General features: G+C 50.9%; 20 protein-coding genes and 1 riboswitch. Of the genes, 3 read left to right on the plus strand and 17 right to left on the minus strand.

All coding sequences use genetic code 11. The features are described 5' to 3' along the window. Positions 1-19: 19 nt before the first annotated feature. The 3 genes from ACFRAM_RS25385 to ACFRAM_RS25395 form a co-directional block, all read right to left on the minus strand. Positions 20-3,100 carry an ATP-binding protein gene (locus ACFRAM_RS25385; RefSeq protein WP_379469352.1) on the minus strand — a complete coding sequence of 1,027 codons (3,081 nt, stop codon included), beginning with the start codon at positions 3,098-3,100 and terminating at the stop codon, positions 20-22. Positions 3,101-3,327: 227 nt separating this feature from the next. Then, on the minus strand, positions 3,328-4,746 hold the full coding sequence (gene wsfD / locus ACFRAM_RS25390) for a glycan biosynthesis hexose transferase WsfD (RefSeq protein ID WP_379469354.1): 1,419 nt from the start codon (positions 4,744-4,746) through the stop codon (positions 3,328-3,330). 9 nt (positions 4,747-4,755) lie between these two features. Next, the gene (locus ACFRAM_RS25395; RefSeq protein ID WP_379469357.1) at positions 4,756-6,654 is read right to left on the minus strand and encodes an LTA synthase family protein; all 1,899 of its coding nucleotides are present in this window, start codon (positions 6,652-6,654) and stop codon (positions 4,756-4,758) included. A 197-nt stretch (positions 6,655-6,851) separates the two neighbouring features. Between ACFRAM_RS25395 and ACFRAM_RS25400 the strand changes: the two genes are divergently transcribed. Continuing rightward, positions 6,852-7,925 (plus strand): Gfo/Idh/MocA family protein, encoded by a 1,074-nt coding sequence (locus tag ACFRAM_RS25400; protein WP_379469359.1) that lies wholly within the window; start codon positions 6,852-6,854, stop codon positions 7,923-7,925. Beyond that, on the plus strand, positions 7,925-8,770 hold the full coding sequence (locus ACFRAM_RS25405) for a sugar phosphate isomerase/epimerase family protein (RefSeq protein WP_379469361.1): 846 nt from the start codon (positions 7,925-7,927) through the stop codon (positions 8,768-8,770). Before ACFRAM_RS25400 ends, ACFRAM_RS25405 begins: the two co-directional genes overlap by 1 nt. A 127-nt stretch (positions 8,771-8,897) precedes the next feature. On the opposite strand, the gene ACFRAM_RS25410 is transcribed toward ACFRAM_RS25405, so the two are convergent. From ACFRAM_RS25410 to ACFRAM_RS25445, 8 genes are all read right to left on the minus strand, one after another. Next, on the minus strand, positions 8,898-9,653 hold the full coding sequence (locus ACFRAM_RS25410; RefSeq protein ID WP_379469363.1) for a DeoR/GlpR family DNA-binding transcription regulator: 756 nt from the start codon (positions 9,651-9,653) through the stop codon (positions 8,898-8,900). A gap of 125 nt (positions 9,654-9,778) precedes the next feature. After that, on the minus strand, positions 9,779-11,116 hold the full coding sequence (locus ACFRAM_RS25415; RefSeq protein ID WP_379469365.1) for a 5'-deoxyadenosine deaminase: 1,338 nt from the start codon (positions 11,114-11,116) through the stop codon (positions 9,779-9,781). An 88-nt stretch (positions 11,117-11,204) separates the two neighbouring features. After that, a riboswitch (purine riboswitch) is annotated at positions 11,205-11,303 on the minus strand. 208 nt (positions 11,304-11,511) lie between these two features. Further along, positions 11,512-12,030: a GNAT family N-acetyltransferase gene (locus ACFRAM_RS25420; RefSeq protein WP_379469367.1), complete on the minus strand. Its 519-nt coding sequence runs from the start codon at positions 12,028-12,030 to the stop codon at positions 11,512-11,514. 183 nt (positions 12,031-12,213) lie between these two features. Then, a complete protein-coding gene (locus ACFRAM_RS25425; RefSeq protein WP_379469369.1) occupies positions 12,214-12,627 on the minus strand; it encodes a FliH/SctL family protein in 414 nt (137 codons plus the stop codon). A 5-nt stretch (positions 12,628-12,632) separates the two neighbouring features. Continuing rightward, on the minus strand, positions 12,633-12,941 hold the full coding sequence (locus ACFRAM_RS25430; RefSeq protein WP_379469371.1) for a hypothetical protein: 309 nt from the start codon (positions 12,939-12,941) through the stop codon (positions 12,633-12,635). Then, entirely contained in the window at positions 12,938-13,276 is a 339-nt protein-coding gene (locus ACFRAM_RS25435; RefSeq protein ID WP_379469373.1) for an alpha-helical endospore appendage domain-containing protein, read from the minus strand. Before ACFRAM_RS25435 ends, ACFRAM_RS25430 begins: the two co-directional genes overlap by 4 nt. 23 nt (positions 13,277-13,299) lie before the next feature. Next, a complete protein-coding gene (locus ACFRAM_RS25440; protein ID WP_379469395.1) occupies positions 13,300-13,587 on the minus strand; it encodes a nucleoside-diphosphate sugar epimerase in 288 nt (95 codons plus the stop codon). A 239-nt stretch (positions 13,588-13,826) separates the two neighbouring features. After that, positions 13,827-19,010: a glycosyl hydrolase family 8 gene (locus ACFRAM_RS25445; RefSeq protein ID WP_379469376.1), complete on the minus strand. Its 5,184-nt coding sequence runs from the start codon at positions 19,008-19,010 to the stop codon at positions 13,827-13,829. 344 nt (positions 19,011-19,354) lie between these two features. Here ACFRAM_RS25445 and ACFRAM_RS25450 point away from each other — a divergent pair, with 344 nt between their 5' ends. Further along, a complete protein-coding gene (locus ACFRAM_RS25450) occupies positions 19,355-20,158 on the plus strand; it encodes a helix-turn-helix domain-containing protein (RefSeq protein WP_379469378.1) in 804 nt (267 codons plus the stop codon). A 74-nt stretch (positions 20,159-20,232) separates the two neighbouring features. Here the strand turns inward: ACFRAM_RS25450 and adhP are convergent, their stop codons facing one another. From adhP to ACFRAM_RS25480, 6 genes are all read right to left on the minus strand, one after another. Continuing rightward, positions 20,233-21,243 (minus strand): alcohol dehydrogenase AdhP, encoded by a 1,011-nt coding sequence (adhP, locus tag ACFRAM_RS25455; RefSeq protein ID WP_379469380.1) that lies wholly within the window; start codon positions 21,241-21,243, stop codon positions 20,233-20,235. Between the two features lie 105 nt (positions 21,244-21,348). Continuing rightward, positions 21,349-22,077: a sugar phosphate nucleotidyltransferase gene (locus tag ACFRAM_RS25460; protein WP_379469382.1), complete on the minus strand. Its 729-nt coding sequence runs from the start codon at positions 22,075-22,077 to the stop codon at positions 21,349-21,351. 47 nt (positions 22,078-22,124) lie between these two features. Continuing rightward, positions 22,125-22,862 carry a glycosyltransferase family 2 protein gene (locus tag ACFRAM_RS25465; RefSeq protein WP_175370905.1) on the minus strand — a complete coding sequence of 246 codons (738 nt, stop codon included), beginning with the start codon at positions 22,860-22,862 and terminating at the stop codon, positions 22,125-22,127. Further along, complete coding sequence (locus ACFRAM_RS25470; RefSeq protein ID WP_379469384.1) at positions 22,859-23,797, minus strand: glycosyltransferase family 2 protein; 939 nt, start codon at positions 23,795-23,797, stop codon at positions 22,859-22,861. Before ACFRAM_RS25470 ends, ACFRAM_RS25465 begins: the two co-directional genes overlap by 4 nt. Positions 23,798-23,800: 3 nt before the next feature. Beyond that, a complete protein-coding gene (locus ACFRAM_RS25475) occupies positions 23,801-24,643 on the minus strand; it encodes a glycosyltransferase family 2 protein (RefSeq protein ID WP_379469386.1) in 843 nt (280 codons plus the stop codon). A gap of 239 nt (positions 24,644-24,882) precedes the next feature. Next, positions 24,883-26,072 (minus strand): WIAG-tail domain (locus tag ACFRAM_RS25480; RefSeq protein ID WP_379469388.1); only part of this gene is annotated, 1,190 nt, incomplete at its 5' end.

The following is a 26,072-nucleotide window of genomic DNA, read 5'->3' on the forward strand; positions in this document are numbered from 1 at the left end:
CGTCCTCCCTCGTTTCTGCTCATCCCTGTTCTATAGGCAAATAGATTGTGACTACCGTTCCCTGCTCCGGCTTGGAATGGATACTTAAAGCAGCACCTGCAATCCGCTCTACGCGCTGCCTGACATTGGCAATGCCTATGCCCCCATCCTCTCTTTCCCCACCGGTCAGCTTGTACAGCAAATCATCCGGAATACCGATCCCGTCATCTTCGACAGTAATCTTGATATATTCTTCTCTTGCCTGCACTGTTAAACTAACTCTGCCTTGTCCTTCCTTCTCAAACAGTCCGTGCCGGATAGCATTCTCAACGAAGGGTTGAATACTTAAAGCAGGGATTTCAAAATACGCCAGCCCCTTGTCCACCTCAAGCACGTAATCAAACCGCTCCCCAAACCTTGCCTTCTCAATCTCAACGTACGCATGAATGAGCTCCAGTTCCCGATGCAAGGGTACAACCAGGGTAGAGCGGTCCATGTCCAGAATAAAGCGGATATACTGGCTCAGCATAGTCAACAAATAAGCGGCCTTTTCTCCATCCGTATAGCAGAACGAAATAACGTTGCTTAGTGCATTGTATAGAAAATGTGGCTTAATCTGCGCTTGATGAAAAGCCTGCTCATTACGAAGCGCCTCCTCGAATGACGTTTTCATCGCTATTAAGGTCTGTATTCTGGCAATAAGCGTCTCCACATCAAACGGTTTGGTGACATAGTCATTCGCCCCGGCCCTAAACCCAAGCGCAAGGTCTGAAGCCGAATCTTTGACTGTAGCGAACAAAATCGGCAGTTCCAGAATGGAATGCTTGGTACGCAAGGTCCGGCACAATTCAATGCCCGAAATTCCCGGCATCATGACGTCCAGAATCACCAAGTCGATATCCGGGTACATGTTCATTTTGTCCAAGGCTTCTCTGGCAGAGAATGCAGTGATTACATTGTAGTGATGCCTTCTGAGGATGTGGAGTAGACTATGAATATTGGAGGCCTCGTCATCGACGATTAATATGGTGTTCGCAAGTTTCGGATCGATATCATCCAATGAGATTAGCTCAGTGTGAGCCAATCTCTTATTTTCAGCAGTTGCCGCTGATTCACGATATCCTGGAATCCGCTGCATCTTTTGCATGGTGAAAAGCATTCGTGTCCCTAGCCCCAACTCGGACCATTCCACCCGAATCTCTCCACCCATACGCTCCACCAGCTTGCGGCTGATATATAGCCCAACGCCCATGCCTGTGTAGCCATCTTTGGGGAGCGGCTTCTCCACCTGTTCAAAATATTCGAAAATCGTCTCCTGCTTGTCCAGCGGAATGCCGGTTCCCGTATCCTCCACCACTATGGAAGCTACGTTCTCAGCAAGGCTGCACGTAATCCGGATCTCGCCTTCTTCTGTATGTTTAATCGCATTATGAACGAGGTTATACAACACCTGCTGTAAGCGGCTTTCATCAGCGAGAACCCAGGTATCGTGGGCTACCAGATTCTCCAGCTCTACCTTTTTTCCTGCAAGCTCGAACTGCAGCACATCTATAACAATCTGGGCAGCGACACGAAGATCCACCACTGTCATTTGCAGACGCAGTTCCCCATGCTTCAGACGGCTGACATCAATAAGATCCTCAATGAGCATGGATAGCTTGGTTGCCGTATCCTTGATCAGCCATAGATTTTGCTTTTGGCTCGGCTGCAGATTCTCTTCCATATCCTCCAGCAAGTAAGAGGTCATATTCATAATGCCATGCAGAGGGGTCTTAAGCTCATGCGAGGTGTTCATTAAGAATTCGTCCTTTAACTGATTAGAGACCATCAACCGGCGTGATAACACCTCTATATTGGCATAGGCATTCGAGAATCGTAAGGCCAGCATGATATTGATGAGGACGATGAAGATGACAACCCCACATTTGCCAACCAGATCATTGGTAATAACATTCTCGGAATAAAGGCTTGAGTCCACCAGAAACACCAAGAGCGCGAAAGCCCCCACAATAATGAGCAGCAGTTCTGACCGATCGGAGGACGGCTGCTGATTGCGAATGTACAAGCAGATCATCCGGATGATAAGTCCAGCCACCGCAAACGCCATATAGATCACCAAAAAATATTTCACACTGATGTGGACACTGTACGGCAAAGTGACAACTGCTATGAGATAAAGCGCAAAGGGCAATAAGAGGAGCCTTAGCTTTTTCGCAGACATCAGACGGGTCTCCACACTGCAAAAGAACATAAAAATGATGATCGCACCTAGAAACTGGCTGATTTCCAGCAGCTTATACACGAAGTTAAACGGCAGGTCCGGAAAGAAACGTTGAAACACCTTTTCACCGTATAGGGAGTCCTGAAGGGCTTGTAGCAGCAAATATAGTCCGCTAAGCAGATAAGCCTTCTCTCTTCGCCCCAGAAAATAGAAGCTGAAATGATAAGCTCCGAACATGGCCAGAATTAAGATAATGCCAATATCCGCCCCCAGCTGAATGCTGCTTACTTCCGAAATTCGTCCCTGTGTACCGAATGGAATGGAGTTCACGATGCCCCCGGTAACAAAGTTGAAGTTAGAGACTTGAAGAAGAATCTCAAGCTTGGCAGTATCACTATGAAAAAAGACTGTGTAGGGTGTATTACTCGGCTGGAAACCTTCGACACCCATAGCAGGAGTACCGCTCCCGCCTTCCATCACATCATTAATGAACAGCCGGTGGGCCATGCGGACACTCCGTATTTTCAATCCGAGAACTTCGTCCTTATCCTTTAATAAAATGGTAAGCCGATACGTTCCGGCGCCTTTACGGCTAATCCCACTATCCTCACTCTCCCCCCGCCATGTACCCGGGACGGTCAGATAGGCAGTCTTCTCTGCGCGCCCTTGCACGAAATCTTTGGGTTCGAGCAGTTCGTCTTTATAGAACTCCCACTCTCCATCCAGATTGATAACGCCATTATTGTGCAAATCCCACTGGGTCAGATCAAGTACCCCCTGCTTCGCCAAAGGCGCCATCCGGTTAGGCAACGTATGGGAATAAATTGCGGTTAATAGCGATATTGCTATTACAAAAAACAAAGCAAAGCCAACAGCCTTGCTGTATTTGATTGTTCTCACCAGTCGGTCCCCTCTCCACAAACAACTGAACAGTATCATTGTATAACTAGTGACTCACAAAAATCTCAAAATAAATAGTTTCTAAAACGGGTGTATAACAAAAAGACACTTTAGAGGGCAATGCCTCTTAAAGTGTCTCCAATAAATCTATTCGCCTGTTAACGACCTTGCACTCCAGTGCAACAAACTACTCTTTGCAATGGAAACTACGAGGAACAAACTTAACTTTATCTCCGCTTCCACAGCCGGGTCAGCCGGTGCAGCACCCAACCGAACATCACAACAACCATCATGTCGAAGCTCACGTTGAACATGAACAGATGCTTGCCGATATCGGCCCGACCGTCGCCCAGGATCGGTACCAGGAAGCAAAAGATGCCAATCAGCCCCAGCAGCATCAGCAGTTCCCCCGCCATTCGGCTCCGGGTTTCCCGGGCACGGAAATACTGTAACAGCGCCACGGCGAAGTACACCGCGTAAAATACAGACAGGAAGGTCAGCGTATGCGGGATATGTTTGTTTTTGAATTGGCTCCAAGTACTGTAGGTGTAGGATAAAGCTCCAGCTGGTTTATTCTCCGTCTTCTCGTAATTCCCGAGGTAGTACGGACGGATGGCCATACTGTTGCCCGCTGCATATTCCATATTCTTAATCAGGCGATCTGGATGCTTAAGATAGAAGAACAGCACATCTTTATGGGATACCCTGTCGTAGAAGTCCGGCCCTAGCGAAGGGTCATTTTGCTTGATAGCCGTATCATTCTGAAAATAATTCGTTCCTGCCAGCACCTCCAGCCGCTCTGGCAATCCCAGGTCGCGCAGATCACCACGCACATCCGGCGATTCGTTAAGAATCCCGAAGAAGACCGTCTGGTACAGGTTGATATGCTTCAGATCCTTCGGCGCAGCCACGTACAGAACAACCGATACCACGAAGATCGCGGCAGAGAAGCGCAGCGCCAGCTTTCGCCAGTTCCCCTCCCCTTTAAGGAAGGAGAACCGTAGAAAAATAAGCGCGAAGGCAATCCCGATCGGCGCGTTCTGGATTTTGGAACAGGTAAGAAAAACGACGGCGATGAAGAACAAGGTCAGCACTTTGGTTGTCGGCCTTTCCATAGCTGTCAGCTTTAACCCCAGGGCGAAGGCCAGCAGCATAAACACCAGCGATACCGGCTCACCATAAAGCGAATTGAAATACGCCAGATATCCGATATCATAAAAGACAAACAGAATACCGGCACCCAGCAACAGCCCTGTCAAATATGAGCCCTTGGCGTTATGCTTTACAAGTAACCAGGATGCCGCCAACAATAACACAGCGTACACTGCACCCAGCAAACGAATATCGAAGAAGCTTCCGTGGAACAGTCCACCGAGCAGCCGCGGAATCAGAACCAGCACGATTTGCGAGGATGGATAGAAGCCCTTGAACAAATTTTCATACGAGAACCGGGAATGGCTAAAGCTGAAAAAACGATCGGCATACGTTTCATTCGCCTCGTAGTAATTCAGACCGGTAGTGCTCATCATGCGCAGGAAATCTCCGTTGTCAGCCACTCCAATGAAATGACCCAGGAACAACAGCGAAATAATAATCCCCAGTCCGACCAGCGTCACCACCGTCTCTGGACGGCCTAATCTTCTCATAATCTCTCCTTACCGCTGCGGAAGCAGCTTCACATATTCATCAGACAAGCCCATTAGTTGAAGAATATAATCATAGTCGGACTCATATTTGCTGAAATCCGTCACCGGCTCCAGTGTATCCAGCGAGATGGCCTCGCCGTCCTGAAAACTTTTTCCAGGCACGAACATGATGTCATCGTTAAAAAATGAGCCTGTCGGCAGATAGTAGCGCATCCCTACCACATTGCGGTCCATGTTCAGAAGATCATGCCCAAAGGCGGTAAAGCCCTCTCCCTCCAAAGAGACACCCAGCAGATTGGCGATCGTCGGCATAATATCGAGCTGTCCGCCGGTACGGTTGATCACTTGCCCCTGCTCCATACCGGGAACTCGAACAATAAGCGGGATGTTAAAGCGGCTGATCCTCGAGTCATATTTGATCCCTAGTGCCTGCTCCACCTGCTCCGGCGTGACATCCTTCGGCTGCAGCCCGAAATGATCCCCGTACATAACAAGCACCGTATTGTCCCACAGTCCGTTCTGTTTCAGGCCTTCAATCAGCGTACCAATGGCGTAGTCTGTGTAATTGATTGCCGTCAAGTAGTCGCCCAGCATGGTGTCCTTCAGATCACCTTCGACGTTAATTTTTTTGAAGGCATCAGGAATCTTGAATGGGTGGTGACTGGAGGCGGTAACCATTTGTGCGTAAAAAGGTGTTCCCTTAGCTTTTAGCTCAGCAAGCTTCTCCACCCCGGTGATGTACAACTGCTCGTCCGATGCACCAAAGGCGTTAAAGTGATCATTCTTGAAACTCTGTTTGTCATAGTAACCGTTGAAACCCAATGCCGGATAAAGCTCATTCCGATTCCAGAAACCAACCTTGTTCACATGAAACGTGTAGGCTTCATAGCCCTTGCTGTGCAGAAGGCGCGGTAGGCTAGGCAGCTCCCGATCTCCAAACCCGGTCGACATCGCCAATGTAGCAATGGGATAAATGGACGTATTGCTCATGAATTCAGCATCGGACGTGTTCCCCGGACCAATTTGCTGATAGACATGGGGAAAATAAAATCCTTCATCTGCAAGCTTGTTCAGTACCGGCGTCAGTTCCTGACCATTCAGCGACTGATGCAGCGGAAAGTTTTGAAAGGCTTCCATCTGAATCACAATGACATTGCGGCCTTTCTGTGAGCCAAACAGATCAGGGATCGTCCCGAGCGGTTGATCACGGTAAGGATAGGAAGCTTCCAGGTCTTTAATTTTGCCGACGGTCTCCTTGATATCCCCGGTTCCGATCAGACCGTTATCGGCATTAGCCTTGATCGCAGCCACTACCTCATAGTTGATGAATCCGGCGCTCTCCGCCTGCACCAATTCATTCGTGATCCCTTTCGCATTCGTGATTGTATAGGCAGACAACCAGGCGCCACCAATTACGCATACTAGAAGCACGATCAGATGAACTCTGCGGGCGTGAGATGAGACATATTTTTCCTGTGAATAGGCAGAACCCCGCAACCATCTGCGTAACCCACGGTAGAGGGCATACACCACGATATCTATAAAGAACAGGTAGTCAATAATCTGTATCGTCGACTCCACGCTCTCCTTGATCTGGAATACCTGATTCAGCTCGTATAGAGCCAGATAGGTGGGTACCGATCCAAAATGGTTGAAATACACACTACTCGCGAAGAACAACAATGACAGCACAATGTTGAATGTCCAGAAGACCCCAGACTTCAGACGCCGGGGGATCACTACAGCCAGCACCCCCATCAGCAGCAGCACCGGAGCGGCATCGGCGGCCACCCACTCCCAGGCGATCCTGTCAAAAAACAACACTCTCAGCAGCAGCAGCTTCAACAGCAGCAGCCCTGATACCATATAGAACTGGGCGTATACCGGCCCGTTTTTCTCCTTGTACATAACATCCCCTCTAACTCTTGAACATGATTTCGATTCCTGTTTTCCGCTTGGAAAATAGCAGATTTCACTAGTATAGCAATAATTGTTTTTATTTCAAAATGGATCGCTGTTATTGATGCGTTTTTTTAATTGATATTGCACGTTTTTGCACATATACTTTTTAGTAACTACTATTCCCAATATCAGGAGGAATTCTCATGATCAAAGAAGAACGGCTGTTGCGCATCGGGGTACTGGGCTGCGGACCAATCTCCCAGGCTGCTCATTTCGAGGCTTGTCGAAGAGGGCGTAATACAGAGCTATACGCCATCTGCGATATCTCGCAAGAACTGGCAGATGCCATGGCTACTGTCCATTCCCCTAGGAAGGTCTATTACAATTATGATGAAATGCTTGCCGATCCCCTGGTGGAGGCCGTAATCATTGGCATTGCCGATCAGTTTCATGTTCCTATGGCCGCTAAAGCGCTGGCTGCAGGCAAGCATGCGCTGGTGGAAAAACCGCTTGGCGTGACTGTGGAGGAGTGTCAGGCGCTGGCGCGGCAAGCCGAGGAGAGCGGGCTAATGCTTCAGGTCGGCCATATGAAACGTTTTGACCCCGGCATTGCCTATGCCCGGAAGTTCATCCGTGAAGAAATGGGCCAGATGCTGGCGCTGAAAGCCTGGTACTGCGATTCCACTTACCGTTATACGGTCACGGATAACGTGATGCCGCTGCCTGTAACCGGCAGCGGAGCACTGAAGCCGCAAGGCAATCCGAAGGAAGACAAGCAGCGCTATTACATGCTGACACATGGCAGCCATCTGCTGGACACCGCCCGCTATCTGGGCGGGGAGCTCCTGGCTGTCCAAGCCAGACATGTGCAGAAATACGGCGCCCACTGCTGGTTCGTCGCCGTGGAATTCGCCGATGGCAGCATGGGCCATCTCGATCTTACCGTTGCCGTGCGCATGGATTGGCACGAGGGCTTTCAGATCTATGGCGAGCACGGTAGCGTCACCGGCAAGACCTATAATCCATGGCTGTTCAAATCCAGTGATGTCGAGGTCTTCTCTGCCAGGGATGGCGTCACCCGCCGCCCGCTGGGCGCAGATGCCCATTTCTATAAGCTGCAGACCGAAGGGTTCGCAGACACCATTCTCCACGGAGTCCCTCTTCAGGGAGCGGATATCCAGGATGGGATTGCCGCGATGCGAGGCATGGCCGCTATCGCCCGGTCCGCCCAGGCCGGAGAACGTGTCCTGCTGGCCGATGTTACTGGAGGCGTCTAATGAATCCCGGGATATTCGCCAAAACCTTTCAGCGAGCCACCCTGCCAGAAGTGCTCGATACTGTGCGCAGCTTCGGCTTCACTGAAATCCAGTTCAACATGTCCTGTGCCGGCTTGCCCTCCTTGCCGGATGAACTTTCTCAGGCCACAGCGCGCAGGATCGGGCAAGAGCTTCAACAACGGGGAATACGGATGTCAGCCGTATCCGGCACCTTCAATATGATCCATCCCGACCCGCTGGAACGGGAAAAGGGTCTGACTTCTCTCGGCGTGCTAGCCGCAGCGTGCCAGGACATGGGCACTTCCGTAATCACACTGTGTACCGGCACACTGGACGCTGGCAGTATGTGGGCCTATCACCCGGGCAACGCTTCGCCCGAAGCCTGGCGTGCATTGACAGCCGCTCTGGAGCAAGCGCTGCTGCTCGCCGAGCAGCATAACGTTCAGCTTGCCATCGAGCCTGAGCCGGCTAATGTTGTGGCTTCCGCCCCGCTAGCACGCCGCCTGCTGGACGAAATGCAATCTCCCCGGCTCAAAATCATTATGGATGCCGCCAATCTGTACCCGGCTGGAAGACCACAGGAACTTTCGGCTGTTCTGGAGGAAGCCTTCCATCTGCTCGGACATGACATTATTCTCGCTCACGCCAAGGATGTGCTGGATGAAGCCGGCACCCGCTTTGGCGCGGCCGGACAGGGTCTGATACATTATGAGCACTATATAGAATTGCTGCTTAGATATGGATACCAAGGGCCGTTGATCATGCACGGCCTGGAGGAACGAGATGTTCCCGGAAGCAGCGATTTTCTTAACAGGAAACTCGCCGCAGTTCAGAATAAAACATAGAAAACGCCTGGCGGAAGCAGCATCCCTTGTGGATTGCAGCCTCCGCCAGGCGTTTTTGGTTAAGATAGAGCACCCATAGGTGCACGTTCAATCTGGAGATTGTGAGTGTCGCAGTATCCCAGTCTTGCTAGTACTGAATGACGGTTATTCCCTGTTCCCTATATGGAAGGAGGATGTTCTCCGGCACCTCATTTGACGTAATCATGCAAGTCAATGCCGAGGCTGGGGCGACGACGAACGGCGCTGAGGTTCCAAGCTTATCAGGCGTTACCAGTGCAATTACCTCCGACGAGCCTTCGATCATAGCTCTTTTGACAAAAGCTTCATCGTTGTGCGGCAGACTGATACCGAACTCGGGGTGAATGCAATACACTCCAAGGAAGCACAGATCAGCACGGATATGCTGTAATTCCTGAATCGCAGCCGGACCCAGATTCACCAAGGAGTCTTTGAACAGCTTACCGCCCAGCATCGTAACCTCAATCCCGGGATGCCCGGCAAGCTCCACGGCTACCGGAGGACTGTTCGTGATCACAGTTGCAGAGATATGCGCTGGGATGGCTTTGGCGATTTGCAGCGTAGTTGTGCTGCCATCCATAAGAATGACCTGACCGCTGCGAATCAGCGAAGTAGCCCCTTGGGCCAGAGACATCTTCGCTTCTGCACCCAGCCGCTCGCGATCTCCGAAGCTGGCCAATGTCGGGGATGAAGGCAGCGCACCGCCGTGTACCCGATGCAGCAGACCCGCATTGTCCATTTCCCGCAAATCGCGGCGCACGGTGTCCTCGGACACATTCAGACGACTGCTGAGCTCGGCCGCCACCAGCTTCCCTTCCTTGATAAGCATATCCAGAATGATTTGTTGCCGTTCTTCTTTGAGCACTGGTAAGACTCCTTGTTCATCGTCCCTCGCGGACGAAGTCTATAACAATCCGCGGCGCGTAATTTCCGGCGTTTGTCTACGCAAATTATAGCGGCTGGGATTGATCAAGGTCAATCCGGTGAGACTCAGCCCAGGGGTGTGTGGCTGAGCAGTCTTTTAATAGAACGATTGGCTTCCTGCAGCACAATTTCCTTATCCATCGTCTTCATGAACCCACGATCCATCACAATCTCGCCGTCAATAAGAGTCGTCTCCACATCCGCACGGGTAGCAGAATACACAATTCGGGAGATCGGGTCCACATCATAGGACGGGAACGTGTGAAAATTACGCAGATTCAGCAGTGCGAGATCAGCTTTTTTACCCACCTCAATACTGCCGATACTACTTTCCATCCCTACTGCCTTAGCTCCGCCAATGGTAGCCATGCGAAACACGCTTCTCGCATCCATAGTCGTCGGCCCATGCTGCGGCTTCTGAATGATGGCAGCCAGGCGCATCTCATTGAACATATCCAGGTTGTTGTTGCAAGGAGCTCCGTCGGCACCAAGACTCAGGGAGACCTGCTCATGCAGCATGCCCGGTGTATCCGCAATACCTGAGGCAAGCTTCAGATTAGAGCCGGGGCAATGGCTGACATGAACGCCGCGCTCCCGTAAAATCCGCCGCTCCTCGGCATCAAGCCAGATACAATGTGCCAGAATGAGACGCTCATTGGCCAGGCCCAAATGATCAAGATAGACGATGTTCCGCATACCAGTCATGGCCTGCACAATCTCGATCTCTCCCAGATTCTCCGATGCATGAGTATGAACCTTAACCCCATAACGGGCAGACAGATCTCGCACCTCAGTCAGCAACGGCTCGGTACAGGAAATGACGAACCGCGGGGAGAAAGCGTACTGAATCCGTCCGCCTCCATAGCCATTCCATTTCTCCAGCAAATCCACGCTCTCTTGTAAGGAGGATGCCGTATCCTCTTGCAAGGCTGCAGGCACATCTCCGCCCTTCTGATCCATCATCACCTTGCCGGACAAGGCGCGGATGCCGCTCGCCGCAATGGCCTGAAAAGCAAAATCCGTATGATGCACTGTCTCCATATCCACAATCGTCGTAGTCCCGCTAGAGATCAGCTCGCCGATGCCCAGCATTGCAGAGTAATACAGCGATTCCTCATCATGCGCAGCCTCCAGTGGCCAGATTCGTTTGCGTAACCAATCCATCAGTTCCAGATCATCACCTTTGCCGCGGAACAGCGTCTGGCACAGATGAATATGGGTTTGAATAAAGCCAGGGATAACCGTACGGTTAGTGGCATCAATTACAGTCTCGCCCGCTTGTGGAGTAAGCCCACTGCCAATCTCCGCGATCAGGCTGCCCTTGATTCGAATATCACCGGTGATGATGTCCTCTGAGCTGTTCATGGTTACAATCTCTGCATTTCTGATCAGTATGTCTGCCACTACATTCTCCCCCTTTAGCCTGGTTACTTTGTCTTGTTAAATCGCTGAATACCTGAGAGCCAGCTGTAACACAAAAAGGCTACAAAAATATGCCGCAGCATATTTTCGTAGCCGGAAATTTACGGTTTCCAGTAGAGACCCTTAAACCCATTATTAAGGATATACGAAAAAAGGCTTATTCAATTCAGTCGTTTGAATAAGCTAATCATAAAAGAAAAACATGATTCATGTCAATTAAAAGTTAATTAAAGTCACATAAATCTTCATCCTGTTATGTTTTTTTATATTTTCATTCTACAAATAACGAGTAAATCCGTTATTTGTGTTATTTTAAATGACATACGAAATATGTCTGGCCCCATCAAACGATAATATCAAACATATCTAACATAGATTTACTCCGTAGCAATCAGCACCTTCTCAAATACCGGGAAATTCGCGGTACGGCTCGGGAAAGAAATTTCGCCTCTAAGCTGATAACCCAGCCCCGGGTATATCTCCAACGCTCTAGTATTTTTCGCATAGGTATCCAGACGAATGCTTGTATACCCGTTACGCAATGCCAGCGCCTCTGCAAAAGCAATCAATTGCCGGGCAATCCCCTTACCCTGCACCTCGGGATGCACTGCCAAACGGTGCATGATCAAATGAGGTCCCTGGTTTTGCTCCCAAGTAATCGTCTTATAGGCCTCCGCCTGATTTTCATCCAGTACGAGGATTCCCGCAATGGCATGATTGTCTTCGTATACATATAGTGTACCGCGCTCAATGTCTGTTCCGATAACTTCCTTATTGGGATAATGCTCATCCCATTGATCACTTCCGCCATCCTGCATAACTTTCACACATTTGGCAATAAGCTTCATGATTTCTTCCAGCTCTTCCTTATGTGCAGTTCGAATCCCATTGCTCACCTGTGCACCTGCTTTCTTTTATCCAAATTCGATCCCTTCAGCGAGACCCTGACAAGAAGTCTATCATATTCGGGTCCGTTTTGAGGAGGGGATTTTCGGAAAAAAGAGCATGGCAAAACATCCGGACGTACTCCTCCCGACCGGATGTTATTTCCTTCTTGCCCAGACTGCTACACTTCTTGGTTACTTGAATTCCAGCTTATGCCCGTCCTCGAAGCCCTTGGCGAAACCGGCGTCGAACCCCACGTTGTATGCTTCGGTGTAGCCCTGCTGATAGGCGTCTCCCGGAGGCGTTTCCGGAGAGACGCCAAGATCCGGGGGGAGCGGAATCACCTGTGGTGCATCGTTAGGATCCACTGAAGGTGCTGCGTTAGCTTGTGGGGCAATGTTGATTCTTCTGCGCAGGATGCGACGCCGCCGAAGTCTTCTTTTTTTGCGCAGCACAAGACTTTTGCGGGTCTTCCCTTTGCGGATCAGCCCTCTACGAGTTTTACGGGCAAGGCCTTTGCGGATCTTGACCTTCCGCGACAGCAACAATTTGCGCCGTTTGCGGGTTGTCGTACCTAAACGCACTTTTCTGCTGCTCTTCTTCTTCATTCTCTTTATTCCTCCTGTACTCCATGTACTTTGGAGGTTCCTCCAGCCCAAGTCTTAGTCTTGTTTAACCATGGTGCTGCAGGAGTTCCCCGTTTAGGCCGATGCAGTGAAATGCCGGACATCATCCGGCACATGGCGCTCTGGTACCCACTTAAGATCCGGATATTATCGCTCAGCTTGCGGGCCGTCAGTTCGGAATGCCCCGTCAATTCGGCGATACTCTCCAGTATGGCGGCCAACGCAGCCTGGCTACGGGAAATGGAGCGGATCATCTCCAGTTTGACGGCATGCTCCGATAGACGGCCCCCGGTCATTTGCTCAGGTCCCCAAAATCAAACCCGTCTCCGCCCGAGAACCCTTCTCCGCCGCCTTCTTCCTCACCACTGCCCAGCACAGCCTTCAGATTGCTGTAAAGTCCGTTCTCCAGCTTGGTCAGTCCTTCGACCATCTCAACGATCACCTCGTGAATGGAGAGGGATTCTTTTAACTGCTCCTCGTGGCTTTCGAACGATCTCGCGTGGATATGATGCTGTGTCCACTGCTTTACCTTCTCCGCCTCGACAGCCTTCGCCTCCAGGATCATGGCGACGTTCCACTGAATCACTGCCGTCGACTCCAGCATTTGTAGAAAAGCCTTCTCCCTGCTCATCACCAGCCTCCTACTCCTTGCGCCTACTCTTCTTCCTGCCCATTCATTTCCTTGATGACTCTGCCGACCCCTTCCGCCATCGCCTCTTCCAGATCAGCCAGGGCATTGAGATACGAAATAATATTCTTGTTGACCTGACCCGAGCTTTCGATCAGACCGCTGGTTCCTCCAAAATCAGGATCTGCATCCGGCAAATCGTGGACGATTTGCGACATACGGACAACCACGTGACGTTCGGCGTCGAGGATCCGCGCCATCTGTTCGTGCGTATGGGCCATGTGCTGCAGCACTTTTGTTATTTTATTCTGCACCTTCATGTCTCCTTTGCTCAAACGCCCTGCTACAACATATGCGGCAGGAGCCCTAGCGGTGCCGGAAGGCGCAGCGCAAGTTAGTGCTCTGATCGTCGGTATAGACGACGTTATTGCCTGTCGTGTAGAAACTAGCCATTCCACTTAGGGCTATAGAGAAACTTGATTTTCTGATGTTCTAATATTTAAACAAAGACCAGCAGCCCGGCTCACCTGAACCGGACTACTGGCCTTGCGGATTAATTATATTTATTGAGTATTCTGTAAATTAGAACGGCTGTTTCGGCGCGGGTTGCAGTCTCCTTAGGATGGAGGTATTTCCCGTCGCCAAGGACAACGCCCTCCCTGACTAAAGCCGCCGTTTCCTTCACAGCATAATCAGCCACTTTAGCAGCATCCTTAAAGGTGTCCAGGTCGGAGAGGGAACCTCCATCCGTTAGTTTCCCCGATTTATGCAGTGCTCTGACGATCAAGACCATCATATCCTGCCTCGAAATCTCCGCTCCCGGGTTAAATTTATTGCCCCCAACTCCGCTAGTAATGCCGAGCTGCTTGGCGATTCCCAGTGCTTCATAATAATAAGCCTTCTTATCGATATCCACATAGTTGTCAGCAAATCCGGCTTTCAGATCAAACGCTCTGACCAAAAGCAAAATGAAGTCCGCTCTTTTCATCTTGGCACCTGGTTCGAAGAACGTATCCGACGTCCCCCGGACGATTCCTTTAGCCGCAAGTGCTTCAATGGCCTCCTTAGCCCACCAGAAGCGGCTGCCGATATCGCTGAAAAGTGGCTTTGCTGGTGTCACTGACGGTTCCCGTACAGGCGTTGGGGTGGTTGTGGGCGCTGGGCTCCCACTTGGCTTCGGAGTCACCGGTGTCGGTGTTGCTACTGGTGCCGTATTGCCTCCACCGCCGCTTCCCGGTTCACCACCCCCACTGGCTTTTAAGGTAGATACGATTCGCACATTGCTGATCTTGGACGTATTCCCTGCTGCATCAACAGCTATAACATAGTATTTGTAGGAGGTATCTGCGGATAAACCGCTATCTCTGTACTCTGTTGCCGTTGTCGTCTTGATCTCTACATCATTGCGGTAAATCTTGTATCCCGTCACTCCCATGTTATCCGTGGAAGGTGTCCATTTCAGATCGATGGCCGAGCTGGATACCGCTTCCGCTCTCTCTATGGTCGGTTCCACGGGAGCCTCGGTATCCACGATGGTTGGTGTCCACCAATTGCCGGATACCACAATCATGCTGAGCAGCCGCAGATTATTCCCAAAATACAAATCATCTTCTGTAGAGACAGCCGCATTGTAATCCCATAATTGATTGAGCCACTTCTGATTGGATGAATCGATCATGGCGCTAACCATCAGGGGAGCGGAAAAGGAAATATCCGCATAATCATTGATGGCTTCCGTGCCGTCAAGCTTATATCCCGCAAGAATCTTCTTAGGATCATTATCCGTGGTTCCCCGAATCCAGCTGTTGAGTGTGCTGAGCTGGCTTTTGGCCCGGGCATCACCTGTCAGAAGATAATCCGTACCGATCCGCCAAGGAATACGGGAAGAGTTATAGTTGTAATCTCCGTCATGTTCAGACTCCAGGAAGTATCCATCCGGCGTATCCCATTTCTTCTGGCTTACCGGTTTGTACTGCCCAGCCTTATCATCTTTGTATACAAAATCCGGCAACAGCCCGGCTTTCGGACTGTAATTCTCATACAAACTATTAATAATGCTGTACGTCTTATCCGCAACACGGTCCCAGTTGACATCACCGGACACATTTTTAAAATCCTTCAGATGCTGCAGCATAAAATCGGAAGGACGTGTCGCATTGCCGAACATGGGGTCATTGTCGCTGACCCAATCCGCCAATTTTAACGTCCACTCTGAATGGTTAACATCGCTGGCCATAATAGCGTTGATAACTTTTTGGGCCTGGGACAGATAGTTAATCTCCCCGCTGCTGCCCCATTGGCTGTCGGCAAGCAGGAGGGCGTAAGCAATGTCCATATCGCCGTCGGTTGCTGAATCCGCACCATTAATATCAATAATTTCCTTGCCGGTATCCGCTTGCTGCCAGGCCATTAAATCAGGATTGATCTCACTTGGATGTGCTCTGAAATAGCGATACAACCCGTCAAAATACTTCTTGGCTTCCGGATCATGACCCGCCAGCAAAGCGGTAATCAGCATCCCATAGCCATGCGCTTCCGATACAGTGATCTCATTTTCTTCAAACCAGTCGCCATCACTGTACCACACATAATACTGGTCTGGATCATACGGATTTTGTTTCAAATATTTTGCTTTCCACTCGTTGTATAATCTGCCCACGGTAGCATCCAGTTCGGCCTGTGTCAGGTGATTCGGCTTAATCGAACCTGCCACATAAGACGTGTGCTGCGGATAGGCCTTATGGACACCCTCTCCAGTGGATGCCGGCTTGGTCATCACTTGAACGGTATTACTCGCCAGCGATTCCACACCTTCTGCATTATAGGCTTTTACAACGTAACTATAGACCGTACCCGGTGTTAATCCGGTATCACTATAGGTGATTCCATCCGCCTGGCCGACCTTGCTGCCGTTACGGTAGACGTTGTAGCCCGTGGCCTGGATATTACCGGCTGAAGCCGTCCATTTCAGGTTAATTTGGTAAGGAGAAACCGCAGTTCCTTTTAACTCTGAAGGTGCTGAAGGCGGTTCCGACTCCACCGGACCTTGGAGTGTGCTGACTTCAACCGGATCGGAATTGATTCTCGTACCGACCGCTTTGACGATAAAATCATATTTTTTCGCCGGATTGATATCTTCTATTGTATAGCTGTATTTACTCTGACCTTCTGACACCGGTACATATATGCTCCAGTGCGTCTTTACCTTGTCGTTCTTCTCATAAATCCGGAACCCTCTTACCGGTTCTGCACTTGCGGAAGGAGCGCTCCAGGTCAGAACCGCCTTACCGCCCTTCAATTGTACCTTCACGGCCTCCGCCGGGTCCGGCTTTGTGTCTGTTCGCTTAATCCCATATTTATCATAAGCCTTCAATCCGTTCCCGACGGTGTTCGGCTGATTCTCATCCGTTACCGCTGCGGTATACGCGGTAAAGGAGAGCACTTGATCTGCGATGGAAACATCCGTAAACATCTTCTTCCCCGGCTGTTCGTCGACGGCTGCAAAGTAATCATCATAAGGAACAGGTTTTCCATTTTCATCTAATTTTTCCCGAGGTTCACCGTGCTCATCCAGCTCCATTTGATTGTTCTTATAGTAGAATTTATTTCCGAAAGCATTGGACATGAGATAGACCGTGCCCTTAGGATTGACCGCATGGCCCTGTTCGTCAAAGGTCAGCTTCTCCTTGGGAATCACTTCATCATTGTACATTTGGAAGGATCTCATATACATATGATCATGGGCCTCAAACACCATATCAATGCCCATCTCATCAAACGCGGGAATCAGATATTTCTTGTAAAACTGGACCCGCTCGTCTTCCCATTGCGCAGAGTTATCGCCTGCGGCATACGGGCTTTTGTGAAAAGTAACAAATTTCCATTTCTTATCACTTCGAGCGACGGCATTTTTCATCCAGTCCAATTGATCCCAGAATTGCTTGTCCGCCCATTCCACACTTTTTCCATCCTCAGCAAGTGCTCCCGAGTACTGCGAATTGAAGACAAGGTAGAGCGCATCACCGTATTCAAAAGAATACACAGACCCTTCATGCGTGTCCGCTACAACCTGTTTTGGCAAGTTGAAATGGTTGTAGAAGTTGTTATTCGGCGTTGTCTCGTCACCATCATAATCCATGACCTCATGACCGCCAAGCACGGGCACATAAGGCACTTGCAGCAATGAATTTTGAGCTGTGCCGAGCATCCACTGCCACTGCTCCTCCAAATCACCGTTATCCACCAAATCTCCGGCGCTGATCAGGAATTTGGGATCGCCTATATAATCAACTGCTTTCCTGAAGGTATCCCCCCATGGCTCAAAGCCAGACTTGCTGGAAGCCTGAGAATCAGAGCCGGCGATAAAGCGAAAAGGCTGATGGTCTGCAGCATCCGTAGTAAACGAGCCGACCTCGCTCCAATCCTGCGACTTGCCATTGCCCACCCGAAACTTATAGGCGGTTCCCGGTTGAAGCTGGTCTGCGATGACCTTATGACTACTAAATTTTGTTGTACGGTTCTTGCTTCTGTCGCTTTTACTCACAAAGGTCGCAATTTCTTCAGTATCCCCCTGATAAGTCAAAACTTCTTGCTCCGGGAACACATTCCCGACAACCTTCGAGGCTTCTGCCACCTGTACCACGGTATCCGTCATGACATCCGTGTACCAGGCTAAGGCAATACTTGTCTTTGGATCTCCGTTAAACGTCATGTTGATCGATTTGGGAGCAAATGGTGAATCCTGTACACTAAAACTCCAAGAAATATCCCGGGCCAGCGGCACCAGATCCGTTTTACCCTTGATAATATCCTTAGGTACCGTTACCGTATAAGATTGTCCATACGTCAAAGAAGAATGGTTAACCCGCAGAGTATCGCTGTTCACAACTTCCAAGGACGCTGAGTCCAACTGCTGATGGTTCTCATCTACAAGCCCTACTGTATAACCTGGTTCAAGTGTAATAGACTTGTTGAATTTGATCTCAATAGGAGCGTCAACAGTCACATTCCTTGCGCCATCAGCCGGCTGCTGGGCAAGATCGACGGTAGGAATGACGATTTCTTGGCCCGGGATCGGCTCGCCGGATACCTTGATGTTTCTGATTCTGCTGGAGCCTGAGCTCCCTATGCCATCGTCATTCCCCTTGGTGTTGGTATCAGAGCTGACGATCCAGCGAATATATAATAATTCCTGATCATTGCTGTTCGGAAGGGGCTTGTTCACCAATTTGCAGGTAGCACCCGGACAATCAAAGCTGGAGACGGCCATTTTAAGATTCGTATTCGGCACATCCTCCCACGTCTGAAGATCCAGGCTCGTCTGCACTTTGAAATCACGCGGACCTGATCCGGACGAATTCTGCTCAGAGGATAAGGTGATATTCTTGAATCCGGTTGTAGACACGGTAGCAAGCCAATACTTTTTCCCGTTGCCCTGGTCCCAGCCCTGATAACTAATTGCTTTCTTGCCTGTATCCATAGCCTCGAACACACCGCCTACATTGCGAAAAGTAGACGCCGCCTCATAGATTCCGTACGTAGCCGAGAATACCCCCATACGGTCAGCGGCTTTATCAAATGCCCATTCGGCAATGGTCTGGACATCAGGTACTGCCGCTAAACCGGCAGCCTCTTGTTCAGGTGCAGCATCTGCAATCTGGAATGGCAGCAGCACAAGTACGAGCAATAAAGTAATGGATTGGTGTAGTCTTCTTTTCAAATGACCCTTCTTTTGCAATGTCGTTCCCTCTTTTCGCAGATAATAGTTTAAGCGCTTTAACTTTCAGTTTCGACCAGTCCTTTTACTCTCCCCCTTTCTATATTCAGATTCATATGTACTATAGCGCATCGTTTTCTACTCTATCTCTGCATATTTTGATATCGCTATTGATTTTCAACTTTTACCGCTATTTAATTTACATCCTGCTCAATCCTTTAACAAACGTGATACGATGAAATTAGGTATGGATCATGATGTTACTCTCGATCATTCCCGTAGGATTGGAGATGACACCCCTGGAAATCAACTTTTATCAATCAGATCCCTTTTACATTAGCCGTGAGACAAAAAGAGTCACCAGTATGCCTACTACTCATTATCACGATGCTTATGAAATACTCTACTTAGTGTCCGGCGAGCTATACTATTTCATAGAAGACAGAACCTATCAAATCGTCGGCGGGGTTATATTATTCATTAACGTCTATGACCTGCACAGATTAGTTAATGTACATAATACGAAGTACGAGAGAGTGACTTTATTGTTCAAAAGGGAGTTCCTGCACGATCTTTTCGTGGACAGCTCTCTTCCACCAGGCGTCCTCTCCTGTTTTCAATCTGAGACCAATACGATCAAGTTAAATGGCCCCGACCAGATCTTTATCGAGAATTTGTTCAGCAAAATGATCCATGAAGACACTCAAAAACCTCCGGGTTACGACGTCTATCGAAAGCTCCTGTTAATGGAATTGCTAATCTTCATCCAGCGCAAAAATCTTTCGGGTCACCATGAACATCTTGTACAGCCGAACCGGACCCATAAGAAAATCTCGCAAATCACCCACTTCATTAACGGGAACTTCACCAAACCATTGTCTCTGGAGTATATGGCGGACAAGTTCTCTATAAGCTCCTCCCATTTAAGCCGAACGTTCAAAGACACAACTGGCTTTACTTTTATTGAATATGTCAATAATACCCGTCTGAAAGCAGCACGCTCTCTGCTGCAGGACTCCACATTAACCGTTTCAGAAATCGCCGAGCACACTGGTTTTGGTAACCTGACTCATTTTGGCAGAGTGTTTAAAGCTATGACCGGAACCTCGCCCCTCAAATACCGCAAGCAGTACCTGGCAAATGGGGCGTTTAACTCTCCGCAGAATTGAAATTCGATCCTTCACCAGAACTGCTGCGGGTTCAAAAGAAATGGGAGTGCCCCCAAAAGGACAACTCCCATTTCTTAAAAAGATAAAACAATCCGCCCGTCAACCTCGCCATGCTCCAGCTCTGAGAAGACCTCATTGATCTCCTCCAGCTTCCTGACTGCTGTGATCGCCTTCACTTTCCCTTCCGCCGCGAACTGCAGAGCCTCTTCCAGATCCTGTCGCGTACCGACAATCGAGCCGACAATAGTTGTCCCATCCAGCACCGTGTTGAAAATAGGCACTTCCATTTTCTCTGGTGGCAATCCCACCAGAACTAGCGTACCACCCCGTTTGAGGGAATAATAGGCGCTGTCGAACGCTTTTTTGTTCACCGCTGTGACAATGCTGGCCTGGACCCCGCCCAACTTATTTTTGATTACCTCTGCAGGATCGTCATTCCTCGGATCAATCGCCAGGTCAGCCCCCAGTTGCTTCGCGAGCTCCAGCTTCTCTTCAGAAGTATCGACCGCAACCACATTCAGGCCCATAGCCTTGGCATATTGAACAGCCAGATGACCTAGACCCCCCACACCCACAATCGACACCCATTGCCCCGCACGGGCTTTGGATACCTTCAGGGCTTTATAAGTGGTCACACCCGCACAAAACAACGGTGCTGCTTGCACAAAATCGATGGCATCAGGGATTTTCACGACATAATCGCCATGGGCGATGCAATATTCGGCATAGCTGCCGTCGACCGAATATCCCGCGTTCTGCTGCTGCAAACACAGCGTCTCACGTCCGCTCAGGCAGAATTCGCAATGACCGCAAGCCGAATACAGCCAGGGAATGCCTACCCGATCCCCTACTTGCAGATGATGAACGCCCGTGCCGATCTGTACAATGACGCCAACACCTTCATGCCCGGGTATCAAAGGTAGCTTAGGTTTGACTGGCCAGTCCCCGTTCGCGGCATGAAGATCTGTGTGGCATACGCCGCAGGCATGGATTTTGACGACCACCTCATGGGGGTCCGGATCACGCAATCCGACTTCCTTGATTTCCAAAGGCTTTTTAAATGCATGGGTAACTGCCGCTTTCATACTGTTCCTCCTCTAGATGATGAATTGAAAATAGTATGTGCGACCATGCAACATTTAACCAAAAAAGGAGTGTCCGGTAACTTCCCGGAACACTCCACCGCTTCATTACAAGGTATCCTTGAGTTTCTCCCCAGCCTCGCGCAGAGACTGAAACGTTCCCGCATCACTCCACCATTCCTTCAGCACATCATAGCTCAGCTTGCGGTCTGCGGCATACAGGTTGTTCACATCAGTGATCTCTAGTTCGCCTCTTCCCGAGGGAGCAATCCGCCGTATAATGTCAAATACGTCCGAGTCATACATATATATACCGGTCACGCAGTAATTCGTCTTTGGGCGCCTAGGCTTCTCTTCGATGTAAGCAATCCACGAAGGGTCCTTATCGTCAAAGACGGGAACACCATATCTGCGTGCATCCTCCACTGGTGTCAGCAGCACTTTGGCGGTCCCTTCGGACTGTTTAAGAAAGCTATCTACGTATGGGGTAAGATCGTCCAAAAACAGATTATCTCCGAGCAGAACCACGAACCGTTCTCCCGGAGAAATGAATCCTTCCGCAAGATCCAGGGCTTCCGCGATGCCTCCTGCGGCTTCCTGAATTTTATAAGTCAGAGAGACGCCAAAAGAGGCACCGCTGCCCAAAAAATCCGTATACAACCCGGCGGACTGCTTGCTGATGACCAGAAGAATATCGGTGATCCCCCCTCGGCGCAGCCGGTCTATACCGTAGCACACCATAGGATAATTGCCGACCGGAAGCAAATGTTTGTTCATAAGCCGGGTCAGCGGTAGAAGTCTGGAACCTGTTCCGCCCGCCAGTATGACTCCCTTCACTTACTTTCCTCCTCTTTATCTACGTCGTTAGTCTTCGGGTCTGCACCTCACATGAAATTCGCAGGATCCACCTGCCATTTATCTATAAACTTGCCGCGGTTTCGTTCCACCAGATCACCCCAGCCGCTATCGTATACTTCCTTGAAGCTGGCGCTTCCTTCATGGTGTACGAGACAGTCTCCGGCAATCAGTAACCGGTAACCCTGCTGACGAGCGCGGTAGCAGTAATCATCGTCCTCATAATGTCCTGGTGAGAATCTCTCATCCAGCAGTCCCACAGAATTCAGCACCTCTCGCTTCAGCAAAAAGCATAAGCCCACCAGCCGCTGCGTTCTGATCCATTTGCGGGGATCGGGGACATTCGCGATTTTCGCGGCTTCATGATACCCCGGCAAGTCGGTGTACTCCGTCTTGACCTGCTGCCGGCCACTGGCATAGTTCGTCACTGGCCCGACAATCCCGATACCCGGCGCACTGTACAGCGCCGCCTTCAGATTGGTCAGCCACCTGGAGGAGACAACTACATCATTATTCAGTAGCAGCACTTCATCGCCGGAAGCCAGCTGCAGCCCGAGATTACAAGCAGCAGGGAAGCCACGGTTGACGGGCAAAGAGATGAACGCCAATTTCTGAGATCGGCAGTACTCAGCGGTCCCATCCTGTGAGGCGTTGTCTACGACAATGATTTCATAAGGAGTATCCGTCCAGGCCCGGATGGCCTCCACACAGGTCCGCAGCAGGCCAAGTCCGTTGTAGGTCGGAATGATAATACTTGTTCGCGTCATAACCCATTCCTCCAGATCGCCATCTGGCGCCGCTTCTCCCAAAAGACCTCTTCCGGTATAAGACTGCCGGGGTCCCGACGGGAAAGCACCTCGTGCAGCGCCTCGGCATGATCTCCGGTAATCAGCTGCTCCACAGCGTTGCCCGTTCCAATATTGGTTCTGCGCAGCCGATTATGCTTGATGACATCAACCGTTCCCACCTGTTCCACCCGGAGACTTCCCAGGATGGAGAGCGCTTGTGCCTTGGGCGGAACCATCAGTTCCTGAAAACCGATTTTCTCCAGCGCATGCCGGGAGAGCGCATGAGGAACGGCCGTCATGGAGCTAACGCCCAGATCGCCCCGGCCCAGAGCAAGATTCAGAAACATCTTGCTACGGGTCACATCGTCGCTCAGCCGGAACGGCGGCAGGAGCGAATTCAGGTCATTAAGGGCTACATCTACTCCTTTGTCTACCGCGGCAGGGAAAGGGGCAAGCTGCGGTGCCGGAATCACCATGTCGCCGTCGAGGAACAGCAGGATGTCACCTCTGCTCAGCTTCGCGCCTATGGCCCGGCCGACATCATGGCCCGCAGAATCCGGAAGGTGGATGATCATCGCCTCCTTGGAGAGGCGGGCTTGCCGGAAGCTGTTGTCAATGCACCCGTTAAGTACAACAATGATCTCCATAGGCTGAAGCCGCGATACCTGCTTGAGCAAAGGCAGCAGCGTTTTCTGCTCATTACGCGCCGAGATGATTACCGACAGGGTGCCATTCCGTTTCCATCTCCCCGTCTTGCGAGACCCATGCCTGCGGGTCACAGCGGGCCGGCCGCTGCTGCGCCGCGGACTTCTCCTGTTGGCCGCCGCTGTTGCACTTTTTGCCGCTCTCTGAGAGGCGGACTTGCCGGGCACGGCCACGATAAGCTTCCGTCTGCGTTTCGACTTTGTCTTCATCTGTCACCTCACGATCTCACGCCGCCGGCTCCCGTCGCCGAAGCCGGCCCGGTGTCCGCGCCGCTCCAGCAGCAGGGATACCGCCTCCAGATGATCCTCTACAATCTGTTGCTGAAGGGGATCACTTCCCCCCGCCTTGCGGCGGACCGAGTTCAGCTTCCCTACCTCCACTGTATGGACCGCCTGCACCCGCAAGTCTGTCGTAACAGCCGCCGCATGAGCTAGCGGCGGACGGGACAGCAGGCCGCTACCCAGCACTGCAAGCGCCCTGCGGCTCAAGGCATGCGGCACAGCGGTCATAGAGCTTCCTTTCAGGTCCGGACGGCCGAGCAGAAGGTTCAGCGCATGCTTGGAGAGCACCACCGGATGGGGCATTGCCTGGCGGACCGGACCGGAATAACCATTCAGGGCAATATCAGCGCCTTCGCTTACAGCCCGCACGAAAGGACGCAATTTTGAAGCCGGTATAACAAAATCTCCATCCAAGAACAGCAGGACTTCCCCCATAGCAGCCTCTGCTCCAACACTGCGTCCGGCGTCATGTCCAAGCGGCTGTTCATAGGAGATTACGCGGGCACCTGATGAACTTGCCATCTCTGCCGTACGATCAGCAGAGCCGTTCACAATCACAATAACCTCACAACGCGAATGAACCCCCCTGGCCTCAGCAATCACGCCACGGATGGTCCGCTCTTCATTCATGGCAGGAATGATAACGGACACATAAGGCTCGGGATGATTAACAGGAGGTATTGCTGCAGCTTGCTGCACCGGTCGGGCCGTCCGCCGGCGAGCTTTGGAAGCCGGTCGCAACTGGCGACGGGCAGAGGCACGTTTGGGCTTCATATCACATCCACCTTTCTTGCAGGGCTGATTATCCGGGCTGAGGGTTACATCACAGTTTATGTCATCCGCCGTGCAGGGTAACGGCCAATGTCTCATCCGCACAGAAAACAGGACAAATGCCGTTACTGACAAAGAGCCCTATCCTCCGGCAAAGCCACGGAACCTGAATCTCCTGTGATGATGAAAAAAAGCGCGGCCTGAGGCCGCGCTAGTCATTGGTGGGCTTATGCATCGATCCATTAATCGAAAGGAACCTGATTCACTGCGGGTTTAGCCTGTGGAGAACCTATAGCAATCCAGGAAACGACGCCGTAGAACTGACTGTTCTCACGCAGCCTAACTATCTCGATTACAGCTTCATGCAAGGACCGGCTCTTGAGAGAGGCATGAAAGAAAGGTTGATTCGTCATCGCCACAAGGACATAGCCGGTGTGCCCAAAGCTCTCATCGAAGGTCACCGTCACTTCGACACTTTCCGCATCTCCATTGAACATAAAGGCTGTCATGCCAAATTGCTGAAAGGCTTCGCGTGACCCAGCAGTCTGCACCGGTCTGAAGGAAAGATGCTCCGGATTGACCGTGCCGGGGGCCAGATGCTCTGCGCTAACCGCGCCCGGCGCAAGATGATAGCCCTGTACACTCTCTTCCACCAGATGGCGGGACTGTACGGAGAATGGGGCAATTTTTCCGGAATCCACTGCTTCATCCTGCAGCTCTGTAGTCCCGACGGCATCGGTCGACAATTGCAGTGTTCCTACACTGCCTGGCAGCAGCTTGTTCCCTGGTATGCTGCCAGCCTGCAGCAGTTCGCTGATATTTGTCTCCTCTGCCAGATGCTCAAGCTTAATAATACCAGGACGCAAATGCCGCTCTTCCACACTTTGCTCAGCCAGTTTCGCTCCTGTTAAGCTGCCATCAGGCAAGAGATCGGACGTGTATACCTCCTTCGCCAGATGCTCAAGGGTGATACTTCCGGGTCTTACATGACGCTCTTCCACACTTTGCTCGGCCAAGTGCACGCCAGTTATGCTATCAGGCTGCAGATGCTGTCCGTTCACCGCTCCCTCTGCCAGCTTCACTCCTGTTATGCTGCCATCAGGCAAGAGATCGGACGTGTATACTTCCTCTGCCAGATGCTCAAGGGTGATACTGCCGGGTCTTACATGACGCTCTTCCACACTTTGCTCGGTCAGATGCCCGCCAGTTATGCTTTCAGGCTGCAGATGCTGTCCGTTCACCGCTCCCTTTGCCAGCTTCGCTCCTGTTAAGCTGCCATCAGGCAAGAGATCGGACGTGTATACTTCCTCTGCCAGATGCTCAAGGGTGATACTTCCGGGTCTTACATGACGCTCTTCCACACTTTGCTCGGTCAGATGCCCGCCAGTTATGCTTTCAGGCTGCAGATGCTGTCCGTTCACCGCTCCCTTCG

The sequence above is a fragment of the Paenibacillus sp. NPDC056722 genome (assembly GCF_042790635.1).
Classification (GTDB): Bacteria; Bacillota; Bacilli; order Paenibacillales; family Paenibacillaceae; genus Paenibacillus_AQ; species Paenibacillus_AQ agri.

Coding starts and splice junctions, on each gene's coding strand:
- ACFRAM_RS25450 (WP_379469378.1), top strand. CDS start 19,355: ATGCCTACTACTCATTATCACGATGCTTATGAAATACTCTACTTAGTG.
- ACFRAM_RS25425 (WP_379469369.1), bottom strand. CDS start 12,627: ATGAAGAAGAAGAGCAGCAGAAAAGTGCGTTTAGGTACGACAACCCGC.
- wsfD (WP_379469354.1), bottom strand. CDS start 4,746: ATGAGAAGATTAGGCCGTCCAGAGACGGTGGTGACGCTGGTCGGACTG.
- ACFRAM_RS25400 (WP_379469359.1), top strand. CDS start 6,852: ATGATCAAAGAAGAACGGCTGTTGCGCATCGGGGTACTGGGCTGCGGA.
- ACFRAM_RS25405 (WP_379469361.1), top strand. CDS start 7,925: ATGAATCCCGGGATATTCGCCAAAACCTTTCAGCGAGCCACCCTGCCA.
- ACFRAM_RS25475 (WP_379469386.1), bottom strand. CDS start 24,643: ATGAAGCCCAAACGTGCCTCTGCCCGTCGCCAGTTGCGACCGGCTTCC.
- ACFRAM_RS25470 (WP_379469384.1), bottom strand. CDS start 23,797: ATGAAGACAAAGTCGAAACGCAGACGGAAGCTTATCGTGGCCGTGCCC.
- ACFRAM_RS25395 (WP_379469357.1), bottom strand. CDS start 6,654: ATGTACAAGGAGAAAAACGGGCCGGTATACGCCCAGTTCTATATGGTA.
- ACFRAM_RS25430 (WP_379469371.1), bottom strand. CDS start 12,941: ATGACCGGGGGCCGTCTATCGGAGCATGCCGTCAAACTGGAGATGATC.
- ACFRAM_RS25435 (WP_379469373.1), bottom strand. CDS start 13,276: ATGAGCAGGGAGAAGGCTTTTCTACAAATGCTGGAGTCGACGGCAGTG.
- ACFRAM_RS25465 (WP_175370905.1), bottom strand. CDS start 22,862: ATGACGCGAACAAGTATTATCATTCCGACCTACAACGGACTTGGCCTG.
- adhP (WP_379469380.1), bottom strand. CDS start 21,243: ATGAAAGCGGCAGTTACCCATGCATTTAAAAAGCCTTTGGAAATCAAG.